Genomic DNA, 23,419 nt, shown 5'->3' with positions numbered 1-23,419 from the left:
TGTATATACAGTATAGTGCGCAACATGGAAAGCCGAAAATTTCATTTCGCGCAGGCGCTGCTGCCGGAAGGCTGGGCGAAGGACGTGAGCGTCGCCGTGGGTGCGAACGGGATGATCCAGTCCGTCACCGCGAATGGGCGCGGCGGGCGCAAGATCATGGGCGCCGCCATTCCCGCCATGCCCAATGTCCATTCCCACGCGCATCAGCGGCTGATGCAGGGGCTGGCGGAGAAGGCAGGCCCGGGCGCCGACAGTTTCTGGACGTGGCGCGAGGTGATGTACGGCTTCGCGCTGAGGCTCGGGCCGGATGATCTCGAAGCCGTGGCGGCGCAGCTCTATGTCGAAATGCTGAAAGCCGGATTCTCGGTGGCGGGCGAGTTCCAGTATCTCCACCATCAGCCCGATGGCGCGCCCTATGACGAACCGGCGGAGCTTTCGCTGCGCTGCCTCTCGGCGGCGGAGCAGGCGGGCATCGCCATCACGCTCTTGCCCACGCTCTATGCCCATGGCGGCTTCGGCGGGCAGCCGCCGGTTACGGGCCAGCGCCGCTTCATCCATTCGGCGGACAGCTATCTCCGCATGCACGAGACGCTGGCCAAGGCCTGCGCCACGCACCCGCTGCGGCGGCTCGGCATTTCCCCGCATTCGCTCCGTGCTGTCACGCCTGCCTTATTGCAAGAGGTGCTGAACGGCATCGCCCCCGATGCGCCTGTCCATATCCATGTGGCGGAGCAGGTGAAGGAGGTCGAGGACTGCGTCTCCTTCTCGGGTCTCAGGCCTGTTGAAATGCTGCTGGAGAACTTCGATCTCTCCCCGCGCTGGACGGCCATTCACGCCACCCACATGACAGCGCGCGAGACGCAGCGCCTCGCGGCGTCCGGTGCCGTCGCCGGCCTCTGCCCCACCACCGAAGCCAATCTCGGCGATGGCATTTTCCCGGCCACCGATCATCTGAAAGAGGGCGGGGCCATCGCCATCGGCTCCGACAGCCACATCACCGTCTCGCCTTCGGAAGATCTGCGCATGCTCGAATATTCGCAGCGCCTTCGTGACCGCACGCGCAATGCGCTGGCCTCTGGCCCCGGCGCTTCGACAGGGCGCACGCTTTATGCTGCGGCGCTCAAGGGCGGGGCGACATCCATGACCCAGCCGGTGGGGGCGATCGCGCGGGGGCATCGCGCCGATATCGCCGTGCTCGACACAGAACACCCTTCGCTCATCGGCCGCAGCGAAGACCAGCTTCTCGACAGCTGGATTTTTTCCGCCGGCAATCCGGCCGTCGCGCATATGCTGGTGGGCGGCGAACATGTGGTGAAGAACGGCCGCCATATCCGCGAAGACGACATCGAAACCCGCTTCCGCAACACCGTCCGGAGACTGATGACATGATCCGCATCGGCGACACGCCGTTAAGCCTCGATGATGTGAAGGCCGCGCTCGCAGGCCCCATCCAGGTTGATCTCACGCAGCACGCGCGCGCCCGTATCACGCGGAGCGCGGAGACGGTCACGCGATTGCTGGCCACGGGCGATGCGATCTATGGCGTCAACACCGGCTTCGGCAAGCTGGCCAAGACGCGCATCGCCAACGATCAACTCAATCTGCTCCAGATCAATATCGTGCGCTCACATGCGGCGGGGGTGGGCGAGTTGTTGCCGCGCGCCGTGGTTCGCCTCATTCTTCTCCTCAAGCTCAATTCGCTGGCGCAGGGCGCTTCGGGAATTTCGCTGCGGGCCATGCAGACTTTGGTGGCGCTGATCAACACCGATGTGCTGCCTTGCATTCCGGGCCAGGGTTCGGTCGGCGCATCGGGCGACTTGGCGCCCCTCGCGCATCTGAGCCTCGTGTTGATTGGAGAAGGCGAGGCGGAGGCTCACCACAAGCGGGTCGGCGGGCGTGAGGCGTTGCGCATCGCCGGGCAGCACCCGGTGCCGCTCGGCCCCAAGGAAGGGCTGGCGCTGCTGAACGGCACGCAGGTCTCCACCGCGCTGGCGCTGGCCGGCTTGATCGGCGCGGAACGTAATGCCGCCGCGGCGATCCTTTCCGGCGCCATGTCGGTTGATGCCGTCATGGGCTCCGATACGCCCTTCGATCCGCGCATCCATGCGCTTCGTCCCCATCCGGGGCAGACGCTGGCGGCCTCGCATTTTCGCAGGCTGCTGGCGGGCAGCGCCATCCGCGCCTCGCATCTCGAAAATGATGACCGCGTGCAGGATCCCTATTCCTTCCGCTGCCAGCCACAGGTGATGGGTGCCTGCCTCGATCTTCTCGCCAATGCGGCGCGCACGCTGATGATCGAGGCCAATGCGGTGTCCGACAATCCGCTGGTCTTCGCGGAAGATGGCGCGGTGCTGTCGGGCGGCAATTTCCATGCCGAGCCCGTGGCCTTCGCGGCTGACATGATCGCCATGGCGATTGCCGAAATGGGCTCGCTTTGCGAGCGGCGCATCGCGGCGCTGATCGACACGACGATTTCGCTGCTGCCGCCCTTCCTCATCCGCAATCCCGGCCTCAATTCGGGCTTCATGATCCCGCAATGCACCGCTGCCGCGCTGATGAGCGAGAACAAGCAGATGTCGCATCCGGCATCCGTCGATTCAGCGCCCACCTCTGCCAATCAGGAAGATCACGTCTCGATGGCCACCCACGGAGCGCGCAGGCTCGGGCCGATGAATGCCAACCTGTCGCGCATCATCGCCATTGAAATGATGGCGGCGGTGGAGGGCTTCGAGTTCCGGCGGCCGCTCGCCTCGTCGGTCATTCTCGAAGCCGCGCATCTCCTGATCCGCAGCAAGGCGGCCAGGCGCGATGAAGACCGCGAGTTCTCAACCGACACCGAGGCCGTGGCGGGGCTGGTCGCCTCCGCCGCGTTTGATCCGTTCGTGCCGCAGCTTCTTCCGGATCTGGGATGCCGCTAGAGATTTTCGATCACCCCTGGCCGGCGCTCAGGCGCGCCGCAGCCCTTTGGCCTGATGCCGATGCGCTGGTGTTTCCGCATCAGGGCGCGCGTTACAGCTTCCGCCGCTACCATGATGAGGCGCTGGCGCTTGCCGCCGCCCTTTCGGCGCGCGGCCTCAAGGCGGGGGATCACATTGCGTTGCTGGCCGAGAACCGCGTGGAATGGCCGGTGGTGCAGATGGCCTCAGCTGCTTTGGGTGCCGTGTTCGTGCCACTCAACACGCACTACAGGAAGGATGATCTCGCTTATGCGCTGAAACAGTCCGATGCCAGGGCATTGATCTGCTCCACCAGCTACCGTTCCAATCCCTATCTTGAAAATGTCACGGCGCTCCGGCCGGAGTTGCCGCTGCTCCAGCATGTCTTCACGCTGGAAGAGGACTATCCGCAGCTCATCGCCGAGGCGCATGACTTCACGCCCGCCGTGGCCGATCCAGCATCCGTGGCCGCTTTGCTTTATACGTCGGGCACCACCGGATTTCCAAAAGGTGCGCTGCTTTCCCACCGCGCCATGATGATGAATGCGCGGGGTGCCGCCACCCGCATGGGGTTCCGCACCGGCGACCGTTGGACGTCGATCATCCCGCTCTTTCACTGCGCGGGCTGCATCATGAATATTGAGGGCGCGCTGCAATTCGGCGGTGCCTATGTGGGCGTGCCGAGTTTCGATCCAGAGCTGATGTTCAAGGTGATCGAGGCCGAGCGCTGCACCTTCATGTCGGGCGTTCCAACCTCCTATCTCGCCATGCTCGATCATCCGGCGCGGAAGCAATATGATCTCTCAAGCCTGCGCGCCGGCTCTTGCGGCGGGGCCGACTGCAACCCCGATGTGCTGAAGCGTTGCGCGGGGGAATTTCCGATGCCCGGCCTTGCCCAAGTCTACGGGCAGACGGAAGGGGCGACGCTCTTTGCCTGCCCGCGCCATGACGATCCGCTGCGCTGGGAGACGGCGGGCGAAATCCTTCCCGGCTATGAGGTGCGGATCGCCGATCCCGTGTCCTTGGCGCTGATGCCGGATGGCGAAATTGGCGAGGTACAGGCGCGCGGCCCCATGGTGATGGAAGGCTATTACAAAAAGCCCGAGGACACGGCGGAGACGATCCTGCCCGATGGCTGGCTGCGCAGCGGCGATCTTGGTTACCTGCGGCCCGATGGCCGTCTTGTCGTCGCAGGCGGGCGTTTGCGCGACATGATCATCCGCGGCGGCGAGAACATCTATCCCGCCGAGATCGAAAACGTGCTGCAGCAGCATCCCGCCGTGGCGCAGATCGCCGTCTTCGCGGTGAAGGACGATTATTATGGCGAGGCGGTCGCCGCCGCCGTGGCGCTCGCTCAGGATGTGAAGGCCGATGATCTCCGCGCCTTCTGTTCATCGCGCATTGCCAAGTTCAAGTCTCCGGCGGTGATTTACAAAGTGAAAAATTTTCCGCTCACGCCATCGGGCAAGATCCGTAAGATTGAACTTCGTCAGTGGGCGGAGGAGAAGCGCATGGACATTCTCGCATGACGCTCACCTTCTGGTTTGATGTGCATTCGCCGTGGTGCTACCTGGCCGCGCATCGCATTGGCGATCTGGCGCGCAAGCACAAGCGTGAGTTGTTGTGGCGGCCCCTTCATCTCCCCACCATGGCGGACCAGATCAACGGGCGGCGCCCGCTCGAAGCCAATCCGGCTTTCGTTGCCTGGTATCAGCAGGATTTGCAGGACTGGGCGGCATTGCAAAAACTTAATGTGCACTATCACTCACACTACCCGCTGCGCAATTCGCGCGCCCTGCGCGCCTGCCTGTGGGCTGCGGAACAAAACAAGGCCGAATCATTCGTCAAACGGGTTTTGCTTGGTTATTGGGCGGAAGAAGGCGACATCAGCAGCCTCGATCAACTTGCATTGTGGGCCGGGGATTGCGGCCTCGATGGCGAGGCCGTGAAAGCGGCGGCGCAGAGTGAAACTTACAAGGCGCAAGTTGCGTCAAATACACAGGAAGCCATAGCGCGCGGCGTATTTGGCGTGCCCACTGTTGATACGGGAACGAAACTTTATTTTGGTAACGACCGGCTTGATCTGCTCGATCTCCATCTAACTTCGCAGCCGATTTGATTTGATTCGCTGGGTCAACCGCGCTAGGCGGGGTTATTCACATCACAACATGGATCGACACGCATGTACCTGACCAAGCGGCAAACTTCCAATTTGAAGAAGATCATCGCGACCGCACAGAAACTTCTCGATCAGGCCGCCAAGGCCCCGGCGCCCGTCAAGGTTTCAAAAACCGGCAAGAGCAAGCGCCATCGCCGCACCGCCGTTGAGGCGAAGAAGATGCGTGCTGAAATCATGGCCCAGCGCAAGAAGGGCGTCCCCGTCACCAAGCTGGCCGAACGCTACAACGTCAGCACAGCTTACATTTACATGATCAAGTAGCGGGTCGAGAGGCTCAGCCCTTGCTGAGCCTTCCCGTTTCCGCGAGATAAGCCACGATGCGGTCGGCCGCCGCTTCGGCGGGCGTAATCACCGTATCGACGCGGATTTCCGGGCGCTCCGGCGCTTCATAGGCCGATGAAATGCCGGTGAAGTGCTTGATCTCGCCGCGCCGCGCCTTGGCATAAAGTCCCTTCACGTCGCGCTTCTCGGCATCGGCCAAAGGCGTATCCACGAAGACCTCGACGAATTCTCCCTGCGCCACCATTTCGCGCGCCATCAGCCGTTCCGAACGGAAGGGCGAGATGAAGGAGACGAGCACGATCAGCCCCGCATCCACCATCAGCTTCGAGACTTCGGCCACGCGGCGGATATTCTCCACGCGGTCGGCGTCGGAGAAGCCCAGGTCGCGGTTCAGTCCGTGGCGGATGTTGTCGCCATCCAGCAGATAGGTCATGTGGCCTGCTGCGTGCAGTTTCTTCTCCACCAGATTGGCGATGGTTGATTTGCCCGCGCCCGAAAGGCCGGTGAACCACAGGATCGCCGGCTTCTGGCCTGAAAGTGCCGCGCGCGAGGCCTTGCTCACATCCACCGCCTGCCAGTGAATGTTGGCGGCGCGGCGCAGCGCGAAATGGATCAGTCCCATGCCGACCGTGTTGTTGGAGAACCGGTCGATGATGATGAAGGAGCCGAGCTGCTTGTTCTCCTTGTAGGGCGCGAAGGCCAGCGGCTTGTCAAGCTCGAGGTTGCAGACGCCGATCTCGTTCAGTGACAGGCTCTTCGCCGCCACATGCTCCATGGTGTTGACGTTCACCTTGAACTTGAGTTCCTCAAGCGAGCCGGGGATCAGCGAGGTGCCGGACTTGATGAGATAGGGGCGGCCCGGCAGCATGGGCTCGTCACCCATCCACAGGATCTCGACTTCAAACTGGTCGGAGACTTCAACAGGGTCATTGGCAATCGAGATCACGTCGCCGCGGCTGGCGTCCACTTCATCAGCGAGCGTCAGCGTGATGGACTGCCCGGCCTTGGCCTCCGCCAGATCGCCGCCATAGGTGACGATGCTGGTCACTGTGGACGTGCGCGCCGAGGGCATCACCTTGATGGCGTCGCCCGGCTTCACGGTGCCCGATGCGATGGTGCCGGAGAAGCCGCGGAAATTCTGGTTGGGCCGGTTCACCCATTGCACCGGCATGCGGAAGGGCTTGGTGTCGAGATCATCGCCCACCGGCACGGTTTCCAGATGCGCCATCAGCGTCGAGCCGTGATACCACGGCATCTTGGGCGAGCGGTCGATCACGTTGTCGCCGGCCAGTGCCGAGAGCGGGATGACGGTGATGTTCTCGGCCCCCAGCGTGCGTGCGAAGGCGCGGTAGTCCGCCTCGATCTTCTCGAAGACGTCCTGCCGGTAGTCCATCAAATCCATCTTGTTCACCGCCACCACGAGATGGCGGATGCCGAGCAGCGTGCAGATGAAGGTGTGGCGGCGCGTCTGCGTCAGCACGCCCTTCCTCGCGTCGATCAGGATGATGGCGAGATCGGCTGTTGATGCGCCGGTCGCCATGTTGCGCGTATATTGTTCATGCCCCGGCGTGTCGGCGACGATGAACTTGCGCTTGTCGGTGGTGAAGGCGCGGTAGGCCACATCGATGGTGATGCCCTGCTCGCGCTCGGCGGCGAGGCCATCGACGAGCAGCGCGAAATCGAGATTGCCGCCCTGCGTGCCCATCTTCTTGGAGTCGGCTTCGAGCGCCGAAAGCTGATCCTCGAACAGCATCTTCGCTTCATAGAGAAGCCTGCCGATCAGCGTCGACTTGCCATCGTCCACGGAGCCGCAGGTGATGAAGCGCAGCAGATCCTTCTGCTCCTGCGACTGCAGATAGGCCTCAACATCGCCGCCGGTATATTCGATAAAGCGGGTCATGCGAAAACTCCTCCCCCAGCCGTCATCCCCGCGCAGGCGGGGATCCCGCTGCGATTGACGGGCATGAATGGCGATGCAAATTTGAACCGATGCGCGATGAAAAGTTCCCGGCCGTCTACATCATGGCCAGCCGCTACCGCGGCACGCTCTATGTCGGCGTCACCAGCGCGCTGTGGACGCGCGTGTGCGAGCACAAGAACGAAGCGTTTGGCGGCTTCACGAAGCAACACAACGTCAAGACGCTGGTATGGTACGAGCATCATCACACGATGGAAGATGCGATCCGCCGCGAGAAGCGCCTGAAGAAATGGAATCGCGCGTGGAAATTCCGCATCATCGAGGAGATGAACCCGGCGTGGGCCGATCTCCATGAGGCGATTGATCCCATCGCCACGCTCGTGCCGCTCGACGCGGGCCCCCCGCCTTCGCGGGGGTGACGGCATTTTTAGTGCCATCAGAAATATCCTTCCTGCTTCTTCTTCTCCATCGAGGCGGCCTGGTCCTTGTCGATGACGCGGCCCTGGCGTTCGGAGGAGGTGGCGACGAGCATTTCCTCGACGATGTCGAGCAGCGTCGTGGCGTTGGATTCGATGGCGCCGGTCAGGGGATAGCAGCCCAGCGTGCGGAAGCGGATGCGCTTCATCTCCGGCGTCTCGCCGGGATTGAGGCGCATGCGGTCGTCGTCCACCATGATCATCTGGCCGTCGCGCCACACCACCGGTCGTTCGGCGGCAAAGTAAAGCGGCACAATGTCGATCTTCTCGCGGTGGATATATTGCCAGATGTCGAGCTCGGTCCAGTTCGACAGCGGGAAGACGCGGATCGACTCGCCCTTGTTCTTCCTCGTGTTGTAGAGGTTCCAGAGTTCGGGGCGCTGGTTCTTGGGGTCCCAGCGGTGGCGCGTATCGCGGAAGGAGAAGATGCGCTCCTTGGCGCGGGATTTTTCCTCATCGCGCCTTGCGCCGCCGAAGGCCGCGTCGAAGCCATATTTGTCGAGCGCCTGTTTCAGCCCATCGGTCTTCATGATCTGCGTGTGAAGGGCCGAGCCATGGTCGAAGGGGTTGACGTTCTTGGCGACACCTTCGGGATTGATGTGGACGATCAGTTCAAGGCCGAGCTTCGCTGCCGTCTCATCGCGCATCTTGATCATGTCGCGGAACTTCCAGCGCGTATCCACATGCATCAGCGGGAAGGGCGGTTTCGAGGGATAAAAGGCCTTCATGGCGAGATGCAGCATCACGGCTGAATCCTTGCCGATGGAATAGAGCATGACAGGCTTTTCGCATTCCGCCGCCACTTCGCGGATGATGTGGATCGATTCCGCCTCAAGGCGCTCGAGATGGGTGAGGCGGCCGGGATCGAGGGCCGGGGCAGCGGGGGAAACGGGCATGGTTTTCTCCGGGGCGGGGGTGGCTGCGGGTCTTTGCTGGCCCATCCAGCCCCTCACCTTGTTGATGGTGCGGGTGGAGGGCGAGCGGCCTTTGCGCAGGTCGAACACGAAGGAGGGGTCGCCCAGCGCCTGCTTGCCGAGCGAGGTCGGGTCGATCCCGCTGGCCAGCAGAAAGCGGTCGATCTCCGACAGGAAAGTCCTGGCAATGTCATCCATGGAGGCGCGATAGCACCGAATGGCCTACCCGTCGAGAGGGAATATCCTATTTTAGTGCATAAATGCCCCGAGCCAATCCTATCAAAAGGATAAGTCCTATTCTCGGTGATAAAATTTTACTGCCATCCAAATTATTTTTCCTGTAGGGAAAATCATGGACCAGAAACCGCGCGCGAAATCCCCAAAATCCTCCGCCTTGCCCTATCAGGAGCCACATGCCGGCCGCACCGTGATGGATGGCAAGCTGCTGGAGGAGGCGATCGGACGCGAGGTGAAGGGCTTCCGCGAAAAGCTGGGCCTCACCATTTCGGAACTGGCGAAATCGGCTGACATGTCGGCGGGCATGCTGTCGAAGATCGAGAACGGCGCCACCTCGCCGTCGCTCGCCTCGCTTCAGGCGCTCGGCCGGGCGCTGCAGGTGCCGGTCACCGCGCTGTTCCGGGGCTTTGAGGAAACCCGCGATGCCACCTTCGTCAAGGCGGGGCAGGGGCTTACCATCGAGCGCCGCGGCACCCGGGCCGGCCACCAATACCAGCTTCTCGGCCACAGCCCGCACGGCCCGGTGATGGTCGAGCCTTACATGATTACCCTGACGCACGAGTCAGATGTATTCCCCACCTTCCAGCATGCGGGGCTCGAATTCCTCTATATGATCGAGGGAAACGTAGTCTACCGCCACGGCGACAAGACCTATGACATGCACCCCGGCGATGCCCTGTTCTTCGACGCCGACGCGCCGCACGGGCCGGAAGAACTCCGCAAACTGCCGATCCGCTATCTGTCGGTGATTTCCTACCGGAGGGAGGAATGAAGGGCTGGCTGCGAACATGCGCCTTCGCGTTCATCTTTAGTTCGATTTGGTTGTTAAAGGCTGAGGCATCTGAAATGGATTTGAGGCTGAACACAAATGCGAAGGCGTTTCAGGAATTTCTTGGCGATCCGGAGAGCGATCCCTGGCAGTTCCTGTTTTTTGATAACCCCAAAATGGATGATCACGGGAAATGGGGCGAAATCGATAGCGCAGATTTCAAGTTGCTGAATCCTGACCAGCAGCTGTTTGTGTTGGCTGGAGATGCGGATGGAGAAATCCAGAATGGCGGCGTAGGCCAGCTTTTTTTCAATAAGGGCGGATATGTGCCGCAAATGGAATCGGCATTCGCGGGGAAGGGATGCACGGAAGCCGCGAATTTGCTTGGCAAAGAAATTGAGAGGCTGTCGCACACAAGCTTCATGGCTGACTGGACTGCGGCTCAACAGCAATTTACCGCCAATAACCAGAGTGGAGACAAAGAAGCGGCATGGGAAAAATATATGGGACTCATGGAGAAATACTTTCCCGAGAATGACGACGGCGATGACTCATCGCAAGCTTACGATGTCATACGGGACAGTACGCTGGCCTGCATTCGCAGATACATTGCGCGCCACGCCGACAGCTTTGTCGTCATTTCAAAATGACTGTTGCGAGCCATCCTGACGCGAGGCAAGAAGTGACGCGCCTGTCAATCACCGAAATCAAGGCGCGATGGCTGGAAATCATGGCGCGGGTCGAAGCGGGTGAAACTATTGTCGTCACCCGTCACGGCAAGCCCGTGGCCGATCTTCACCCGCACCGGCCAGCGGATCGTTGATCATTTGACGTTTGATCATGTTGGCGGTTCGAGCAGCAAGACTCTCCCCCCTATCCGTCACCCTCGCGGCGGCGAGGGTCCCGCTTCATGGCGGGGGCAAGCGGGATTCCCGCCGTCGCGGGAAAGACGGCATTTCGCATCGTGAGGTTTGAATGAACGTGCTTCTCCGCTCCCTGTTCTGCGTGGCCCTTCTCCTCGCAAGCCTGCCCGCTTCGGCCCAGGTGAAACTCTCCGGCACCTTCACGGCGTCGAAGGATTGCCCGGCTGTCGTGTCGATCAAGAAGGGAACGAACCCCGACAATGCCGCGGTGTCCCCGGGCCACAGCTATGATCTCCTCGGCAAGAACAAGGACGACGCCACGCACTACTGGATCACCGTGCCCGATGCCAAGCCACCGCAGCGCTGGGTGGCGATCGGCTGCGGCGTGATCGGCACTGCCGATGCAGCACCACCCGCCACAACTCCGGATGACAAGGGCAAGGATAAAACCGCCGTCAAGCCGGGCTCGCAGCTCTATGTCCTGGCGCTCTCCTGGGAGCCGGCCTTCTGCGAGGAGCTGCCTGACAAGGCTGAATGCAAGGCGCAGACACCGGATGGATTCGACGCGACACATTTGAGTCTGCACGGCCTCTGGCCGCAGCCGCGCCGCATTGCCTATTGCAATGTCTCCACCGCCGACATTGATGCCGACGGCAATCACCGCTGGGACGATTTGCCCGAACCCGATCTCACCCCTGCCACCAAGGCGGCACTCGATAAAGTGATGCCCGGCACCCAGTCGGTGCTGGAGCGCCATGAATGGACAAAGCACGGCACCTGCTATCCCGGCGGCAATGCCGACCAATATTTCCGCGATGCCATCCGCATGGCGGAGGCTATCAACGCCTCGCCCGTTCAGGCCCTGTTTGCCCAGAGGATCGGCCAGAAGGTGACAAATGCGGAAATCCGCGCAGCCTTCGATCAGGCGTTCGGCGTGGGCGCCGGGCAGCGCGTCAGGCTGTCCTGCAAGAGCGACGGCGGGCGGCAGCTCATCGTGGAAATGACGGTGGGCCTCAGGGGCGACATTTCATCGGGCACTTCGGTGGCCGATCTGATCGCCGCCGCAGGCCCCACCGATCCCGGCTGCCCGGGCGGCATTGTGGACCCCGCAGGGCTGCAATGACATTCCCCAAGTGAAAAAATAGTTCCTGCTGGTTGAAACGGCCAAAATGCCCTGATATGACTCCCGCACCACTCGTCAGGGAGCATGCGCCATGTGCGGCATCGTCGGACTTTACCTCAAGAACCCCAAGCTGCAACCCAAGCTGGGCGAGATGTTCAAGCCCATGATCATCGAGATGACCCACCGGGGGCCGGACTCGGCGGGCGTCGCCGTCTACCGCAACCCGGTGAAGAAGAATCACACGAAGTTTTCGCTCGCCCATGACGATGCGAAATATGACTGGAAGAAGATCGATACCGGCCTCGAGAAGGCGCTCAAGTGCGATGCCACCATCAAGGTAATCGGCAACCACTGCATCCTCGTCACCACCGGCAAGGAAGATGCGGTTGTCGCCTGGCTGAAGAAGCATCACCCGGAGGTGCGCGTGGTGGGCTCGGGCCATACCATCGAAATCTTCAAGGAAACGGGGCTGCCCGAAAACGTCTATGAGAAGTTCGATCTCGAGAAGGCCAAGGGCACGCACATCATCGGCCACACCCGCATGGCCACCGAAAGTGCGGTCACCACGGCAGGCTCGCATCCCTTCGCCACCGGCGCCGATCTCTGCCTCGTCCACAATGGCTCGCTCTCCAACCACAACCGCCTGCGCGAAAATCTCAAGCGCGAGGGCATGGAATTCCAGACCGAGAACGACACCGAAGTCGCCGCCGCCTACATGACATGGAAGCTGCGCTCGGGCGCCACGCTCAAGGAAGCGCTGGAAGACGGCCTCAAGGATCTCGATGGCTTCTATACCTTCCTGGTCGGCACGGCGGATGGCTTTGCCGTGGTGCGCGATCCCATCGCCTGCAAGCACGCCGTCATGGCCGAAACCGATGACTGGGTGGCGATGGCCACCGAATACCGCGCCATCGCGCATCTTCCGGGTGCTGACGACGCCAAGATATGGGAACCGGAACCGACGACGATTTACACCTGGGGCGGACACGCATGAACGAACTTGATCTCAAGACGCTGGGTGTGCGGGGCATCAACCAGCACCTGCACGGCCTGGCGAAATCCACCAACGAGCGCCACTGGGCCATCAAGAATCCGATGGGCCAACATTCGATCGCCGTGGGGCTCGATGGCCCCTTCCATGTCGAAGTGCATGGCCATGTTGGCTTCTATTGCGGCGGCATGAACAAGGAGTCGGAGATCATCGTGCACGGCCATGCCGGCGTCGGCGTCGCCGAAAACATGATGTCCGGCCTCGTGTGGATCAAGGGCAACGCCTCTGAATCGGCGGGCGCCACCGCCAATGGCGGGTTGCTGGTCATCGATGGCGATGCCTCGTCACGCTGCGGCATTTCGATGAAGGGCGTCGACATCGTGGTGGGGGGCTCGGTCGGCCACATGTCGGCCTTCATGGCGCAGCGCGGCAATCTCGTCGTCTGCGGCGATGCGGGCGAGGCTTTGGGCGACTCGATCTATGAGGCGCGCCTTTATGTGAAGGGCAAGGTCGCCAACCTCGGCTCCGACTGCATCGAGAAAGAGATGCGGGCGGAACACCTTGAAGATCTGGCGAAGCTGCTCGAGGCCGCCAAGCGCAAGGACCGGCCGCAGGATTTCCGCCGCTATGGCTCGGCGCGCAAACTCTACAATTTCAATGTCGATCACGCCGACGCATACTGAGGGCTGAGATGGATATCAACACACCCCACACGCTTCCCCGGAAGTCGGCGACCTTCGACGATTATACGCTGTCGGAAATCCGCCGCGCCGCCACCACCGGCATCTATGACATTCGCGGTGCGGGCGCCAAGCGCAAGCTGCCGCATTTCGATGACCTGCTGTTTCTGGGCGCATCGATCTCGCGCTATCCGCTGGAAGGCTACCGCGAGAAATGCGGCACCGATGTCGTGCTCGGCACGCGCTATGCGAAGAAGCCCATCGAACTCAAGATTCCGATCACCATCGCGGGCATGAGCTTCGGCTCGCTCTCCGCACAGGCCAAGGAGGCGCTGGGCCGTGGCGCTTCGATGGCGGGCACCTCCACAACGACGGGCGACGGCGGCATGACGCCGGAAGAGCGCGGGCAATCCAAGCAGCTCGTCTATCAGTATCTCCCGTCGCGCTATGGCATGAACCCGGACGATCTCCGCAAGGCCGATGCGATCGAGGTGGTGGTCGGCCAGGGTGCGAAGCCCGGCGGCGGCGGCATGCTGCTGGGCCAGAAGATTTCCGACCGCGTGGCCGCCATGCGCTGCCTGCCCAAGGGCATCGACCAGCGTTCGGCCTGCCGCCATCCTGACTGGACGGGGCCGGACGATCTCGAAATCAAGATTAACGAACTCCGCGAAATCACCGAATGGGAAAAACCCATCTATGTGAAGGTCGGCGGCACCAGGCCCTATTATGACGTGGCGCTGGCCGTCAAATCCGGGGCCGATGTCGTGGTGCTCGACGGCATGCAGGGCGGCACCGCCGCCACGCAAGAGGTGTTCATCGAGAACGTCGGCATCCCGACGCTCGCCTGCATCCGCCCGGCGGTGAAGGCCCTTCAGGATCTGGGCATGCACCGCAAGGTGCAGCTCATCATCTCGGGCGGCATCCGCAACGGGGCCGATGTGGCGAAGGCGCTGGCGCTCGGCGCTGATGCGGTTGCCATCGGCACGGCGGCGCTGGTGGCGCTGGGCGACAATGACCCGCACCTGGAAGAAGAATACAAGGCGCTCGGAACCACGGCCGGCGCCTATGACGATTGGCACGAGGGCCGCGATCCCGCCGGCATCACCACGCAGGATCCGGTGCTGGCGGCGCGTCTCGATCCCGTCAAGGCGGGCCGGCGTCTCTCCAACTATCTGAAGGTCATGACGCTTGAGGCGCAGACGGTGGCGCGCGCCTGCGGCAAGAGCCATCTGCACAATCTCGAGCCCGAGGATCTCTGCTCGCTGACCGTCGAAGCCGCCGCCATGGCGGGCGTTCCGCTGGCCGGCACCAACTGGATACCGGGACGGGGCGGATACTGAGCATGGAGCTGACGGCGCTCGGCCTCTTCGCTGCCGCCCTGCTGGTGAATGCGGGTTCGCCCGGTCCCAGCGTCGCGGCGCTGGTGGCGCGCGTCATCAGCGGCGGCATCGGCAGCGTGCTGCCGTTCCTCGCCGCCATGTGGATCGGCGAGGCGGCGTGGCTCGTTGCCGCCGTGCTGGGCCTGGGCTTCGTGGCCAAGACCTTCTATCTCGCCTTCGCCACGCTCAAATATATGGGCGTCGCCTATCTGGCCTGGCTGGCGTGGAAGATGTGGCATGCGCCGGTCGATGCGGAAGCCGCGGCGCTGCCCTCGCAGCGTTCGCCGTTCAAGATGTTCTTCACCGGCATGGCGCTCACCCTCGGCAATCCCAAGATCATGGTCTTCTATCTGGCGCTGCTGCCGTCGCTCATCAATCTCGATCACGTCTCGGGGCTCGGCCTTGCCGAACTCGTCGGTGTGGCGCTCATGGTGATGATGACGGTCGATCTTGCCTGGGCCTTCGCCGCCGCCTGGGCCAGGGGCTGGCTCAAAAGCCCACGCGCCATGAAACTCGCCAATCGCGCCAGCGCCACCGCCATGGGCGGCGCTGCCGCCATTATCGCAACACGTTAAAACAAGACGCAGGGAGAAACGAAATCATGGGCGACCTCGCCAAATATGCCAAGGACAACGGGATCAAGTTCTTCCTGTTCAACTTCACCGACCTGTTCGGCACGCAGCGCGCCAAGCTGGTGCCCGCCGAAGCGGCAGGCAAGATGCAGAAGGCGGGTGCGGGCTTTGCCGGCTTCGCCACCTGGCTCGACCAGACGCCGGCGCACCCCGATATTCTGGTGATGCCCGATACCAATGCCATCATCCCGCTGCCGTGGCGGCCGGAGGTCGCGTGGGTTGCGGGCGAGCCGTGGATGAAGGGTGAGCCCCTCGCTCAGGCGCCGCGCGTGGTGCTGCGCAAGATGACGGAAGCGCTGGCCGCCAAGGGCATGACGCTGATGGCCGGCGTCGAACCCGAATTCCATCTCATCAATGCCGATGGCTCGGCGGTGTCCGACAGCCGCGACACGCAGGAGAAGCCCTGCTACGACCAGGCCTCGATCATGCGCCGCCTCGATGTGATCGGCGAGATCACCACCACGATGATCGCGCTGGGCTGGGGCCCCTACCAGAACGACCATGAGGACGCCAACGGCCAGTTCGAGATCAACTGGAACTTCAACGACGCGCTCACCACGGCGGACCAGCTCGCCTTCTTCAAGTTCATGGTGAAGTCAATCGCCGAGAAACATGGCCTCCGCGCCACCTTCATGCCCAAACCCTTCATCAACCTCACCGGCAACGGCTGCCATGTGCACATCTCGGTGTGGGACAAGGCGCGCAAGAAGAACCTGTTCGAGGATCCGAAGGGCGAACTCGGCGTGTCGGAGCTCGGCTATAATTTCATCGGCGGCCTGATGCAGCATGCGGCGGGCATGGCGGCGATCACCAACCCCACCGTCAACAGCTACAAGCGCATCAATGCGCCGCGCACCATTTCGGGGGCCACATGGTCGCCGTCGTCGATCACCTATGGCGGCAACAACCGCACCCACATGGTGCGCATTCCCGACCAGGGCCGCTGCGAATACCGCCTGCCGGATTGCGCCGCCAACCCCTATCTGCTGCTGGCCGCCATCATGGCGGCGGGCATGCATGGGGTTGAGGAGAAGATCAATCCCGGCCAGCGCCTCGACATCGACATGTATGCCGAGGGCCACAAGATCAAGGATGCGCGCAAGCTGCCGCTGAATCTCCTCGACGCGCTGCGCAATTTCGAGGGCGACAGTTATCTGCAGAACGCGCTGGGCAGCGAGGTGTCGCAAGGCTATCTCAAGCTCAAGCACAATGAATGGAACCAGTATTGCCGCCATCTCACCCAGTGGGAGCGCGAGTCGACGCTGGATTGCTAAACCGCTCGTCCTCCCCCGCCTGCGGGGGAGGAAAGGGGCCCGGCGCGCAGCGGCGGGAGAGGAGAGGGCCTTCGGGCGCCTGAAGCCCCTCATCTCCCCGCTGCCTTGCAGCGGGACCCTTCTTCTCCCGCTCTGCGGGAGAAGACGCAAAGGACAGGTCGATGAAATATTCAGTCTTCTCACTGCTGAAGAACACGCTCTCCGGCCACAAAAATTGGACACCGGCGTGGCGAGAGCCCGAACCCAAGGCCTCCTATGACGTGGTGATCGTCGGCGGCGGCGGGCATGGGCTGGCCACCGCCTATTACCTCGCCAAGGAGCATGGCCTCCGCAACATTGCGGTGCTTGAAAAAAGCTGGCTCGGTTCGGGCAACATCGGCCGCAACACCACCATCATCCGCTCCAACTACATGCTGCCCGGCAACAACCCGTTCTACGAATGGTCGATGAAGCTGTGGGAAAATCTCGAGCAGGATTTTAATTTCAACGCCATGGTCTCGCAGCGGGGCGTCCTCAACCTCTGCCACACCGATGCGCAGCGCGATGCTTTCGCCCGGCGCGGCAATGCCATGCGGATCGACGGCGTCGATGCCGAACTGCTCGATGCCCACGCGGTCAGGGAGATGTATCCCTTCCTCGATTTCCAGAACGCGCGCTTTCCCATCAAGGGCGGGCTGATCCAGCGGCGCGGCGGCACGGTGCGCCACGATGCGGTGGCGTGGGGCTATGCGCGGGGCGCTGATTCACGCGGCGTCGACATCATCCAGAATTGCGAGGTGAAGGGCATCCGCATCGAGAACGGCCAGGTGAAGGGCGTTGAAACCACGCGCGGCTTCATCGGCTGCAAGAAGCTGGGCCTCGCGGCGGCGGGCAATTCGTCCGAGGTCGCTGCCATGGCGGGCATGAAACTTCCCATCGAAAGCCATGTGCTGCAGGCCTTCGTGTCGGAGGGCCTCAAGCCCTATGTCGATGGCGTCATCACCTTTGGCGCGGGGCATTTCTATGTTTCGCAGTCCGACAAGGGCGGCCTCGTGTTTGGCGGCGATATCGATGGCTATAATAGCTATGCACGGCGCGGCAATCTGCCGATGGTCGAGCATGTGATCGAGGCGGGCGTCGCCATGATCCCCGGCCTCTCGCGCATCCGCGTGCTCCGCTCATGGGGCGGCATCATGGACATGTCGATGGATGGTTCGCCGATCATCGACAAGACGCATATCAACGGCCTCTATCTCAATGCGGGCTGGTGCTATGGCGGCTTCAAGGCAACGCCTGCGTCCGGCTGGTGCTTCGCGCATACGATTGCGAAAGACGAGCGCCACACACTGAACGAGGCCTACCGGCTCGACCGCTTCCGGCGCGGCTACATGATTGACGAAAAAGGCCAGGGCGCAACGCCCAACCTGCACTGAGGATGTGAGAGATGCTGATTCCATGCCCCCATTGCGGAACACGGCCGGTCGAGGAGTTCACCTTCCTGGGTGACGCCTCGGTGAAGCGCCCGCAGTCCAATGATCCCGCCACCATGGATCAGTGGTTCGACTATGTGTATCTGCGCGACAATCCCAAAGGCCGCTTCGATGAATATGTGCATCACTCCGGCGGCTGCCGCTCGTGGCTTGTGGTGAGCCGCAACACCCAGACGCATGAGGTCTATGGTTGCGTGACAGCAAAGGCATGGGCCGCGAAATGACCTCCTTCCGTTTGCCAGAGGGCGGGCTGATCGACCGCGCCACCACGCTGAACTTCGCCTTCGACGGCAAGGCCTTCACCGGCCATGCCGGAGACACGCTGGCCTCGGCGCTGATCGCCAATGGCGTGCACCTCATGGGCCGCTCGTTCAAATATCACCGCCCGCGCGGCGTCATTTCGGCGGGCGCATCGGAGCCCAACGCGCTGATGACGGTGCGCCATGGCGGCCGGCAGGAAGCCAACACCCGCGCCACCATGATCGAGCTTTATGATGGCCTCTCCGCCATCAGCCAGAACCGCTGGCCGTCGCTCAGGCGCGACATCGGCGCCATCAATTCGCTGGCCTCGTCGATGTTCGTGGCGGGCTTCTACTACAAGACCTTCATGTGGCCCAAAAGCTTCTGGGAGAAGATCTATGAGCCCCTGATCCGCCGCGCGGCGGGCCTTGGCGTTGCGTCCAAGGAGGCCGACCCCGACAAATATGAAAAGAGCTATGCCCATTGCGACCTGCTGGTGATCGGCTCAGGCCCCGCCGGCCTCATGGCGGCGCAGACGGCGGCGCGCTCCGGTGCGCGGGTGCTGCTGGCCGATGAAGGTTCACGGCTCGGCGGCTCCCTGTTGTGGGAGAATGAGGAGATCGGCGGCCAGCACGGGCGTGACTGGGCGGAAAGTGTCATCGGCGAACTCTCGGCCATGCCCAACGTCACGCTTCTGCCCCGCACCACCGTGTTCGGCTGGTATGACGGCAACATCTTCGGCGCGGTGGAGCGGGTGAGCGACCACCTCCCCGAGCCTTCGCCTTATGAGCCGCGCCAGCGTTACTGGCGCATCATCGCCAAAAGGGCCGTGCTGGCGGCGGGTGCCGAAGAGCGCCCCATCGCCTTTGGCGGCAATGACGTGCCGGGCGTCATGCTGGCCTCCGCCATGCGCGCCTATGCCAACCGCTATGCGGCGGCGGCGGGCAAATCCGTTGTGGTGTTCGCCAACAATGATTCAGCCTACCGCACGGCGCGCAACATGAAGACCCATGGCGTCCATGTCGAGGTGATCGTCGATACGCGCGCCGATGCCAGGGCTGAGGCGGGCGGCATCCCGGTGCTCCGTGGACGGACGATTTCGGACGTGAAGGGCGGCAAGGGTGTGGCCAGCATCGATCTTGACGGTCACAGCCACATCCCCTGCGATACGGTGGCCATGTCGGGCGGCTGGAGCCCGATCGTCAACCTCATGTGCCATCGCGGCGCAAAGCCCCGCTGGGACGAAAAGATTTCCGGCTTCGTGCCCCCCGATGTGGGCGAAGGCTTTGTGGCGGCGGGCTCGGCTGCGGGCCACATGCTGCTGTCGGACTGCCTGAGCGATGGCGCGCGCGCCGGCACGCTCAAGGGCAAGACGCCCGCCGTTCCCACATGCAACGATGACGTCTTCGCCATCACGCCGTTCTGGTGGGTCAAGACCTCAACCGGCAAGGCCTTCATCGACTACCAGAACGACTCAACCGCCAAGGACCTGCCGCTGGCGGCGCGCGAAGGCTACAATGATGTCGAGCTCGCCAAGCGCTACACCACCACCGGCATGGCGACCGACCAGGGCAAGCTCGGCAATGTGAACGCCATCGCCATCCTTGCCGAAGCGACGGGCAAGAGCATGGACGAGGTGGGCACCACCACTTTCCGCCCCTATTATACGCCGGTCTCCTTCGGCGCGATGGCAGGCCCCTTCACCGGACACCACTTCCAGCCGGTGCGCAAGACGCCGCTCCATGAATGGGCGGATGAGCAGGGCGCGGTCTTCGTCGAAACGGGCCTGTGGATGCGCTCCTCGTGGTTCCCGCGAGAAGGCGAGGACTGGCTTGCCTCCGCCTCGCGCGAGGTGAAAGCCACGCGCGCCGGCGTGGGCTTGTGCGATGTCTCGACGCTCGGCAAGATCGACGTTCAGGGCAAGGATGCGGGCGCGCTTCTCGACAGGCTTTATTGCAACACCTTCTCCACGCTGGCAGTCAACAAGGCGCGCTATGGGCTGATGCTGCGCGAGGACGGCATCGTCTATGATGACGGCACCACGTCGCGCCTGGCGGATGATCATTTCGTGATGACCACCACGACCGCCAATGCGGCCAAGGTCATGTCGCAGCTTGAATTCGCGCATCAGGCGCTGTGGCCCGATCTCGATGTCACCTACACGTCGGTCACCGAGCAATGGGCGCAGATGGCGGTGGCCGGTCCCAAATCGCGCGCCACGCTGCAGAAGATCGTCGATGGCGTCACCCTCAACGACGAGAGCTTCCCCTATCTGGCGGCGAAGGAGATCAGCGTCCTGGGCGGCATCCCGGCGCGGCTGTTCCGCATCTCCTTCTCGGGTGAACATGCCTATGAGCTGGCGGTGGGCGCTGATTACGGAAACATGGTGGCCCGGGCGCTCATGCAGGCGGGCGAGGAATTCGGCATCACGCCCTATGGCGTCGAGGCGCTCTCCATGATGCGCATCGAGAAGGGCCATGTGGCGGGCGGGGAATTGAACGGCACCACCACGGCGGGCGATCTGGGCCTCGGCAAGATGATGTCCACCAAGAAGGATTTCATCGGCCGCATGATGGCGCAGCGCGAAGGGCTGGTTGATCCCAACCGGCAATGCGTGGTCGGCATCCGCCCGGTCGAGAGGGATGGCCGCATCCGCTCCGGCTCGCATCTCTTGAAGCGCGGCGACAAGCCGTCGATGGCCAATGATCAGGGCTATATCACCTCCGTCGCGTGGTCGCCGATGCTGGACAAGTGGATCGGCCTGGCGCTGCTTGCCAATGGACGCGCGCGGCATGGCGAGATCGTCCATGTCTTCGATGGCCTGCGCAATCATCATGTGCTGGCGGAGATTTGCGATCCCATGCATTTCGACAAGGAGAATGCGAGGCTCCATGCCTAAATCGCCCGCCAAACAGCCTGCCGTTGCCGAACAGAGTTTCCCGCGCGTTTCGCCCCTCGCTGACGTGGCGATCCAGGGCCGTTTCGGCGCTGATCAGGGTGCGCCCGGCGTGTTTCTTTCGGTGCGCCATCCCTGTTCCATCGTCACCGTCATCGCGCGGCAAGGTAAGGCTGCGGCGGTCAAGAAAGCGCTGGGCGCCTCGGCGCTGTGGGCGGGGCCGGACCAATATTACGTGGTGGCCGATCAACGGGGCGAGGGCGCGCTTTACCGCGAGCTGAAGCAGGCGCTCGACGGGTCAGCCTCGGTGATCGACCAGAGCCACGGCCGCGTCATCCTCCGCATCTCAGGCCCCAAAGCCCGCGCCGTTCTGGCCAAGGGCACGCCGGTTGATCTGCACACGGATCAATTCGCGATCGGCCAGAGCGCCGTCACCCAGATGGCGCATGTCGGCATCCACCTCACCCGCACCGGAGAGGATGCCTTCGAACTCTCCGTCTTCCGCGGCTTCGCCGAAAGCTTCTGGGAATGGCTAACCGAGCAATCAGAAGAATATGGCTATCAGGTGATGTAGCGATTCCCCTTCTCCCCTTGCGGGAGAAGGTGGCGCGCAGCGCCGGATGAGGGTGAGAGGCGTCTTGCGAAATGGTCCAGTGGACCATTTCGAGCCTCGAACGCCCGGAGCGCAAGCGCAGGGCCGGATTTATCCGGCCGTTCGCTTCTGCTCACGGCGTTCGGCGTTTTCAATCGCTCCACTGGAGCGATTGATCTGCTGCGCAGACCACTGCCTCACCCCCTCATCCTTCTCGCGCTGACGCGCGATCCACCTTCCCCCGCGAGGGGGGAAGGGAAAGCCTAAAGCCTCTCCGCCAGCCGCACGATCCTCTTGCAGGCTTCGGCGATGTCGTGCTCATCCACGGTCAGCGCCACGCGCAGGTGGCCCGCGCCACCCGCCCCGAAGCTTTCGCCGGGCATGGTGACGACGCTTTCCTCATCCAAGAGCTTCCGCGCGAAGGCCTCGCCGGAAAGTCCGGTCTTGCGCACGTCCACCATCACGAACATGCCGCCCTCGGGCATGCGGGCCGAGACATGCTTCGAGCCTTTGAGCCCCGCCACCAGCGTGCGGGCGCGTGTCTCATAGGCGCGCTTCATGTCGGCGACTTCCGGAAATGCATTGTCGAGCGCGAAGGCGGTGGCGTCCTCGAGGAAGGGCTGCGAGCCGAACAGCATGGTCTCGGTCACCGGCAGCGCATTGGCGCAGAACTGCTCCGACGCGGCAATCCAGCCGCAGCGGAATCCCGGCATGGCGTGGGATTTCGACACCGAGGAAACCACCACCGTGCGCTTCTCCAGCCAGTCCTCATCGAAGGGCGAGGCGAACACCGTGTTGCCGTAGGTGAGCGTGGCATAGACCTCGTCCGAGACGATCCACAGGTCATGTTTCTCGCACACCCGGCCGATCTTCTCGATCTCGCTCCGAGTGAAGACGGCCCCCGTGGGATTGTTGGGGGTGTTCATCAGCAGCACGCGTGACCGGGGCGTGATGGCCTTTTCAAGCTGCTCGGCTTTCAGGTGAAAGCCGTGGTCGGGGTCGACGCGCACCGGCACCGGCACGCCGCCCGCCGCGGCGATCACGCCCTCATAGGTGGCGTAATAGGGGTCGGGCATCAGCACCTCGTCGCCCTCATCCACCAGCGTCATCATGGCGGCGTAAAGGGCGGTCTGCGTGCCGGGCAGGAACAGGAACTGGTCGGTGGAGATGGCCCTGCCGGTGCGGGTTGAATACAGGCGCGACAGGGCGTTCAGTACCTCCGGTTCACCCCGTCCGCTCGAATAGCGGGTGCGGCCAGCCCGCATCTGGCGGTTGGCCACGTCCATGATGGCTGAGGGCGGCGGCAAGTCCGGCTCGCCGATCGACAGGAAGATCATCGGCTGGCCTTCCAGCGCGCGCCTACGGCCTTCGATGTGCACCGCCCATTTCTCCGAGCCGAGGCCAGCCAACCTTTTTGTAATGCCTGCAAATTTCATGGGAACCACCTTGCTTCGGCGCTGCTTGTAGTGCATGCCCTAGGTGCGGTCGAGAGGCCGCCCGAAGGGGCTTTACAAATTAAAACAGGGCGTTAGATTTGTGCGCCGCACAAATCTTTCTGGAATTCGAGTG

Annotated in this window: 22 protein-coding genes; 19 read left to right on the top strand and 3 right to left on the bottom strand. The window is 62.8% G+C overall.

Annotated elements, in window-relative coordinates:
- The first annotated feature begins 24 nt into the window (after positions 1 to 24).
- From QM694_RS11595 to QM694_RS11575, 5 genes are all read left to right on the top strand, one after another.
- Positions 25 to 1,389: a formimidoylglutamate deiminase gene (locus tag QM694_RS11595; protein WP_415007088.1), complete on the top strand. Its 1,365-nt coding sequence runs from the start codon at positions 25 to 27 to the stop codon at positions 1,387 to 1,389.
- Positions 1,386 to 2,918: a histidine ammonia-lyase gene (gene hutH / locus QM694_RS11590; protein ID WP_415007087.1), complete on the top strand. Its 1,533-nt coding sequence runs from the start codon at positions 1,386 to 1,388 to the stop codon at positions 2,916 to 2,918. Before QM694_RS11595 ends, hutH begins: the two co-directional genes overlap by 4 nt.
- Entirely contained in the window at positions 2,909 to 4,465 is a 1,557-nt protein-coding gene (locus QM694_RS11585; protein ID WP_415007086.1) for an AMP-binding protein, read from the top strand. Before hutH ends, QM694_RS11585 begins: the two co-directional genes overlap by 10 nt.
- Entirely contained in the window at positions 4,462 to 5,055 is a 594-nt protein-coding gene (locus QM694_RS11580; protein WP_415007085.1) for a 2-hydroxychromene-2-carboxylate isomerase, read from the top strand. Before QM694_RS11585 ends, QM694_RS11580 begins: the two co-directional genes overlap by 4 nt.
- A 63-nt stretch (positions 5,056 to 5,118) precedes the next feature.
- Complete coding sequence (locus QM694_RS11575) at positions 5,119 to 5,376, top strand: hypothetical protein (RefSeq protein ID WP_415007084.1); 258 nt, start codon at positions 5,119 to 5,121, stop codon at positions 5,374 to 5,376.
- A gap of 13 nt (positions 5,377 to 5,389) precedes the next feature.
- On the opposite strand, the gene cysN is transcribed toward QM694_RS11575, so the two are convergent.
- The gene (gene cysN / locus QM694_RS11570; protein WP_415007083.1) at positions 5,390 to 7,297 is read right to left on the bottom strand and encodes a sulfate adenylyltransferase subunit CysN; all 1,908 of its coding nucleotides are present in this window, start codon (positions 7,295 to 7,297) and stop codon (positions 5,390 to 5,392) included.
- A gap of 89 nt (positions 7,298 to 7,386) precedes the next feature.
- Between cysN and QM694_RS11565 the strand changes: the two genes are divergently transcribed.
- A complete protein-coding gene (locus tag QM694_RS11565) occupies positions 7,387 to 7,734 on the top strand; it encodes a GIY-YIG nuclease family protein (RefSeq protein WP_415007082.1) in 348 nt (115 codons plus the stop codon).
- 17 nt (positions 7,735 to 7,751) lie between these two features.
- Here the strand turns inward: QM694_RS11565 and cysD are convergent, their stop codons facing one another.
- Positions 7,752 to 8,687 (bottom strand): sulfate adenylyltransferase subunit CysD, encoded by a 936-nt coding sequence (gene cysD / locus QM694_RS11560; protein ID WP_415008617.1) that lies wholly within the window; start codon positions 8,685 to 8,687, stop codon positions 7,752 to 7,754.
- Between the two features lie 370 nt (positions 8,688 to 9,057).
- Between cysD and QM694_RS11555 the strand changes: the two genes are divergently transcribed.
- The 13 genes from QM694_RS11555 (at position 9,058) to QM694_RS11495 (ending at position 21,832) form a co-directional block, all read left to right on the top strand.
- Complete coding sequence (locus tag QM694_RS11555) at positions 9,058 to 9,714, top strand: helix-turn-helix domain-containing protein (RefSeq protein ID WP_415007081.1); 657 nt, start codon at positions 9,058 to 9,060, stop codon at positions 9,712 to 9,714.
- Positions 9,711 to 10,361 (top strand): DUF4375 domain-containing protein, encoded by a 651-nt coding sequence (locus QM694_RS11550; protein ID WP_415007080.1) that lies wholly within the window; start codon positions 9,711 to 9,713, stop codon positions 10,359 to 10,361. The genes QM694_RS11555 and QM694_RS11550 overlap by 4 nt, the downstream gene beginning before the upstream one ends.
- Positions 10,362 to 10,393: 32 nt before the next feature.
- Positions 10,394 to 10,534: a type II toxin-antitoxin system Phd/YefM family antitoxin gene (locus tag QM694_RS11545; protein ID WP_415007079.1), complete on the top strand. Its 141-nt coding sequence runs from the start codon at positions 10,394 to 10,396 to the stop codon at positions 10,532 to 10,534.
- Positions 10,535 to 10,686: 152 nt separating this feature from the next.
- A complete protein-coding gene (locus QM694_RS11540) occupies positions 10,687 to 11,697 on the top strand; it encodes a ribonuclease T2 family protein (protein WP_415007078.1) in 1,011 nt (336 codons plus the stop codon).
- A gap of 91 nt (positions 11,698 to 11,788) precedes the next feature.
- Positions 11,789 to 12,691 (top strand): class II glutamine amidotransferase, encoded by a 903-nt coding sequence (locus QM694_RS11535; protein WP_415007077.1) that lies wholly within the window; start codon positions 11,789 to 11,791, stop codon positions 12,689 to 12,691.
- Positions 12,688 to 13,371: a protein GlxC gene (locus QM694_RS11530; protein WP_415007076.1), complete on the top strand. Its 684-nt coding sequence runs from the start codon at positions 12,688 to 12,690 to the stop codon at positions 13,369 to 13,371. The genes QM694_RS11535 and QM694_RS11530 overlap by 4 nt, the downstream gene beginning before the upstream one ends.
- An 8-nt stretch (positions 13,372 to 13,379) precedes the next feature.
- Entirely contained in the window at positions 13,380 to 14,708 is a 1,329-nt protein-coding gene (locus QM694_RS11525; protein ID WP_415007075.1) for an FMN-binding glutamate synthase family protein, read from the top strand.
- A gap of 2 nt (positions 14,709 to 14,710) precedes the next feature.
- A complete protein-coding gene (locus tag QM694_RS11520; RefSeq protein ID WP_415007074.1) occupies positions 14,711 to 15,322 on the top strand; it encodes a LysE family translocator in 612 nt (203 codons plus the stop codon).
- Between the two features lie 26 nt (positions 15,323 to 15,348).
- On the top strand, positions 15,349 to 16,653 hold the full coding sequence (glnT, locus tag QM694_RS11515) for a type III glutamate--ammonia ligase (RefSeq protein ID WP_415007073.1): 1,305 nt from the start codon (positions 15,349 to 15,351) through the stop codon (positions 16,651 to 16,653).
- Positions 16,654 to 16,814: 161 nt separating this feature from the next.
- Positions 16,815 to 18,065 carry a sarcosine oxidase subunit beta family protein gene (locus QM694_RS11510; protein ID WP_415007072.1) on the top strand — a complete coding sequence of 417 codons (1,251 nt, stop codon included), beginning with the start codon at positions 16,815 to 16,817 and terminating at the stop codon, positions 18,063 to 18,065.
- An 11-nt stretch (positions 18,066 to 18,076) separates the two neighbouring features.
- Positions 18,077 to 18,346, top strand: coding sequence for a sarcosine oxidase subunit delta (locus QM694_RS11505; RefSeq protein WP_415007071.1), 270 nt, complete (start codon positions 18,077 to 18,079; stop codon positions 18,344 to 18,346).
- On the top strand, positions 18,343 to 21,261 hold the full coding sequence (locus QM694_RS11500) for a sarcosine oxidase subunit alpha family protein (RefSeq protein WP_415008616.1): 2,919 nt from the start codon (positions 18,343 to 18,345) through the stop codon (positions 21,259 to 21,261). The genes QM694_RS11505 and QM694_RS11500 overlap by 4 nt, the downstream gene beginning before the upstream one ends.
- Positions 21,254 to 21,832 carry a sarcosine oxidase subunit gamma gene (locus QM694_RS11495; RefSeq protein ID WP_415007070.1) on the top strand — a complete coding sequence of 193 codons (579 nt, stop codon included), beginning with the start codon at positions 21,254 to 21,256 and terminating at the stop codon, positions 21,830 to 21,832. The genes QM694_RS11500 and QM694_RS11495 overlap by 8 nt, the downstream gene beginning before the upstream one ends.
- A 281-nt stretch (positions 21,833 to 22,113) precedes the next feature.
- On the opposite strand, the gene QM694_RS11490 is transcribed toward QM694_RS11495, so the two are convergent.
- Entirely contained in the window at positions 22,114 to 23,286 is a 1,173-nt protein-coding gene (locus tag QM694_RS11490; protein ID WP_415007069.1) for a pyridoxal phosphate-dependent aminotransferase, read from the bottom strand.
- Positions 23,287 to 23,419 lie beyond the last annotated feature (133 nt).

It is taken from the genome of Aestuariivirga sp. (assembly GCF_047602625.1).
Classification (GTDB): Bacteria; Pseudomonadota; Alphaproteobacteria; order Rhizobiales; family Aestuariivirgaceae; genus Aestuariivirga.
The sequence above is the reverse complement of the archived record's forward strand: the minus strand, read 5'-3'. Positions and strand labels throughout refer to the sequence as shown.

Excerpts from the sequence above, each read along its gene's own strand:
- QM694_RS11505 (WP_415007071.1), top strand. The coding sequence starts at position 18,077 with ATGCTGATTCCATGCCCCCATTGCGGAACACGGCCGGTCGAGGAGTTC.
- QM694_RS11520 (WP_415007074.1), top strand. The coding sequence starts at position 14,711 with ATGGAGCTGACGGCGCTCGGCCTCTTCGCTGCCGCCCTGCTGGTGAAT.
- QM694_RS11575 (WP_415007084.1), top strand. The coding sequence starts at position 5,119 with ATGTACCTGACCAAGCGGCAAACTTCCAATTTGAAGAAGATCATCGCG.
- QM694_RS11595 (WP_415007088.1), top strand. The coding sequence starts at position 25 with ATGGAAAGCCGAAAATTTCATTTCGCGCAGGCGCTGCTGCCGGAAGGC.
- QM694_RS11585 (WP_415007086.1), top strand. The coding sequence starts at position 2,909 with ATGCCGCTAGAGATTTTCGATCACCCCTGGCCGGCGCTCAGGCGCGCC.
- QM694_RS11530 (WP_415007076.1), top strand. The coding sequence starts at position 12,688 with ATGAACGAACTTGATCTCAAGACGCTGGGTGTGCGGGGCATCAACCAG.
- QM694_RS11540 (WP_415007078.1), top strand. The coding sequence starts at position 10,687 with ATGAACGTGCTTCTCCGCTCCCTGTTCTGCGTGGCCCTTCTCCTCGCA.
- hutH (WP_415007087.1), top strand. The coding sequence starts at position 1,386 with ATGATCCGCATCGGCGACACGCCGTTAAGCCTCGATGATGTGAAGGCC.
- QM694_RS11565 (WP_415007082.1), top strand. The coding sequence starts at position 7,387 with ATGCGCGATGAAAAGTTCCCGGCCGTCTACATCATGGCCAGCCGCTAC.
- QM694_RS11555 (WP_415007081.1), top strand. The coding sequence starts at position 9,058 with ATGGACCAGAAACCGCGCGCGAAATCCCCAAAATCCTCCGCCTTGCCC.
- QM694_RS11510 (WP_415007072.1), top strand. The coding sequence starts at position 16,815 with ATGAAATATTCAGTCTTCTCACTGCTGAAGAACACGCTCTCCGGCCAC.
- cysN (WP_415007083.1), bottom strand. The coding sequence starts at position 7,297 with ATGACCCGCTTTATCGAATATACCGGCGGCGATGTTGAGGCCTATCTG.
- QM694_RS11525 (WP_415007075.1), top strand. The coding sequence starts at position 13,380 with ATGGATATCAACACACCCCACACGCTTCCCCGGAAGTCGGCGACCTTC.
- cysD (WP_415008617.1), bottom strand. The coding sequence starts at position 8,687 with ATGCCCGTTTCCCCCGCTGCCCCGGCCCTCGATCCCGGCCGCCTCACC.
- QM694_RS11535 (WP_415007077.1), top strand. The coding sequence starts at position 11,789 with ATGTGCGGCATCGTCGGACTTTACCTCAAGAACCCCAAGCTGCAACCC.
- QM694_RS11500 (WP_415008616.1), top strand. The coding sequence starts at position 18,343 with ATGACCTCCTTCCGTTTGCCAGAGGGCGGGCTGATCGACCGCGCCACC.
- QM694_RS11580 (WP_415007085.1), top strand. The coding sequence starts at position 4,462 with ATGACGCTCACCTTCTGGTTTGATGTGCATTCGCCGTGGTGCTACCTG.
- QM694_RS11495 (WP_415007070.1), top strand. The coding sequence starts at position 21,254 with ATGCCTAAATCGCCCGCCAAACAGCCTGCCGTTGCCGAACAGAGTTTC.
- QM694_RS11550 (WP_415007080.1), top strand. The coding sequence starts at position 9,711 with ATGAAGGGCTGGCTGCGAACATGCGCCTTCGCGTTCATCTTTAGTTCG.
- glnT (WP_415007073.1), top strand. The coding sequence starts at position 15,349 with ATGGGCGACCTCGCCAAATATGCCAAGGACAACGGGATCAAGTTCTTC.
- QM694_RS11490 (WP_415007069.1), bottom strand. The coding sequence starts at position 23,286 with ATGAAATTTGCAGGCATTACAAAAAGGTTGGCTGGCCTCGGCTCGGAG.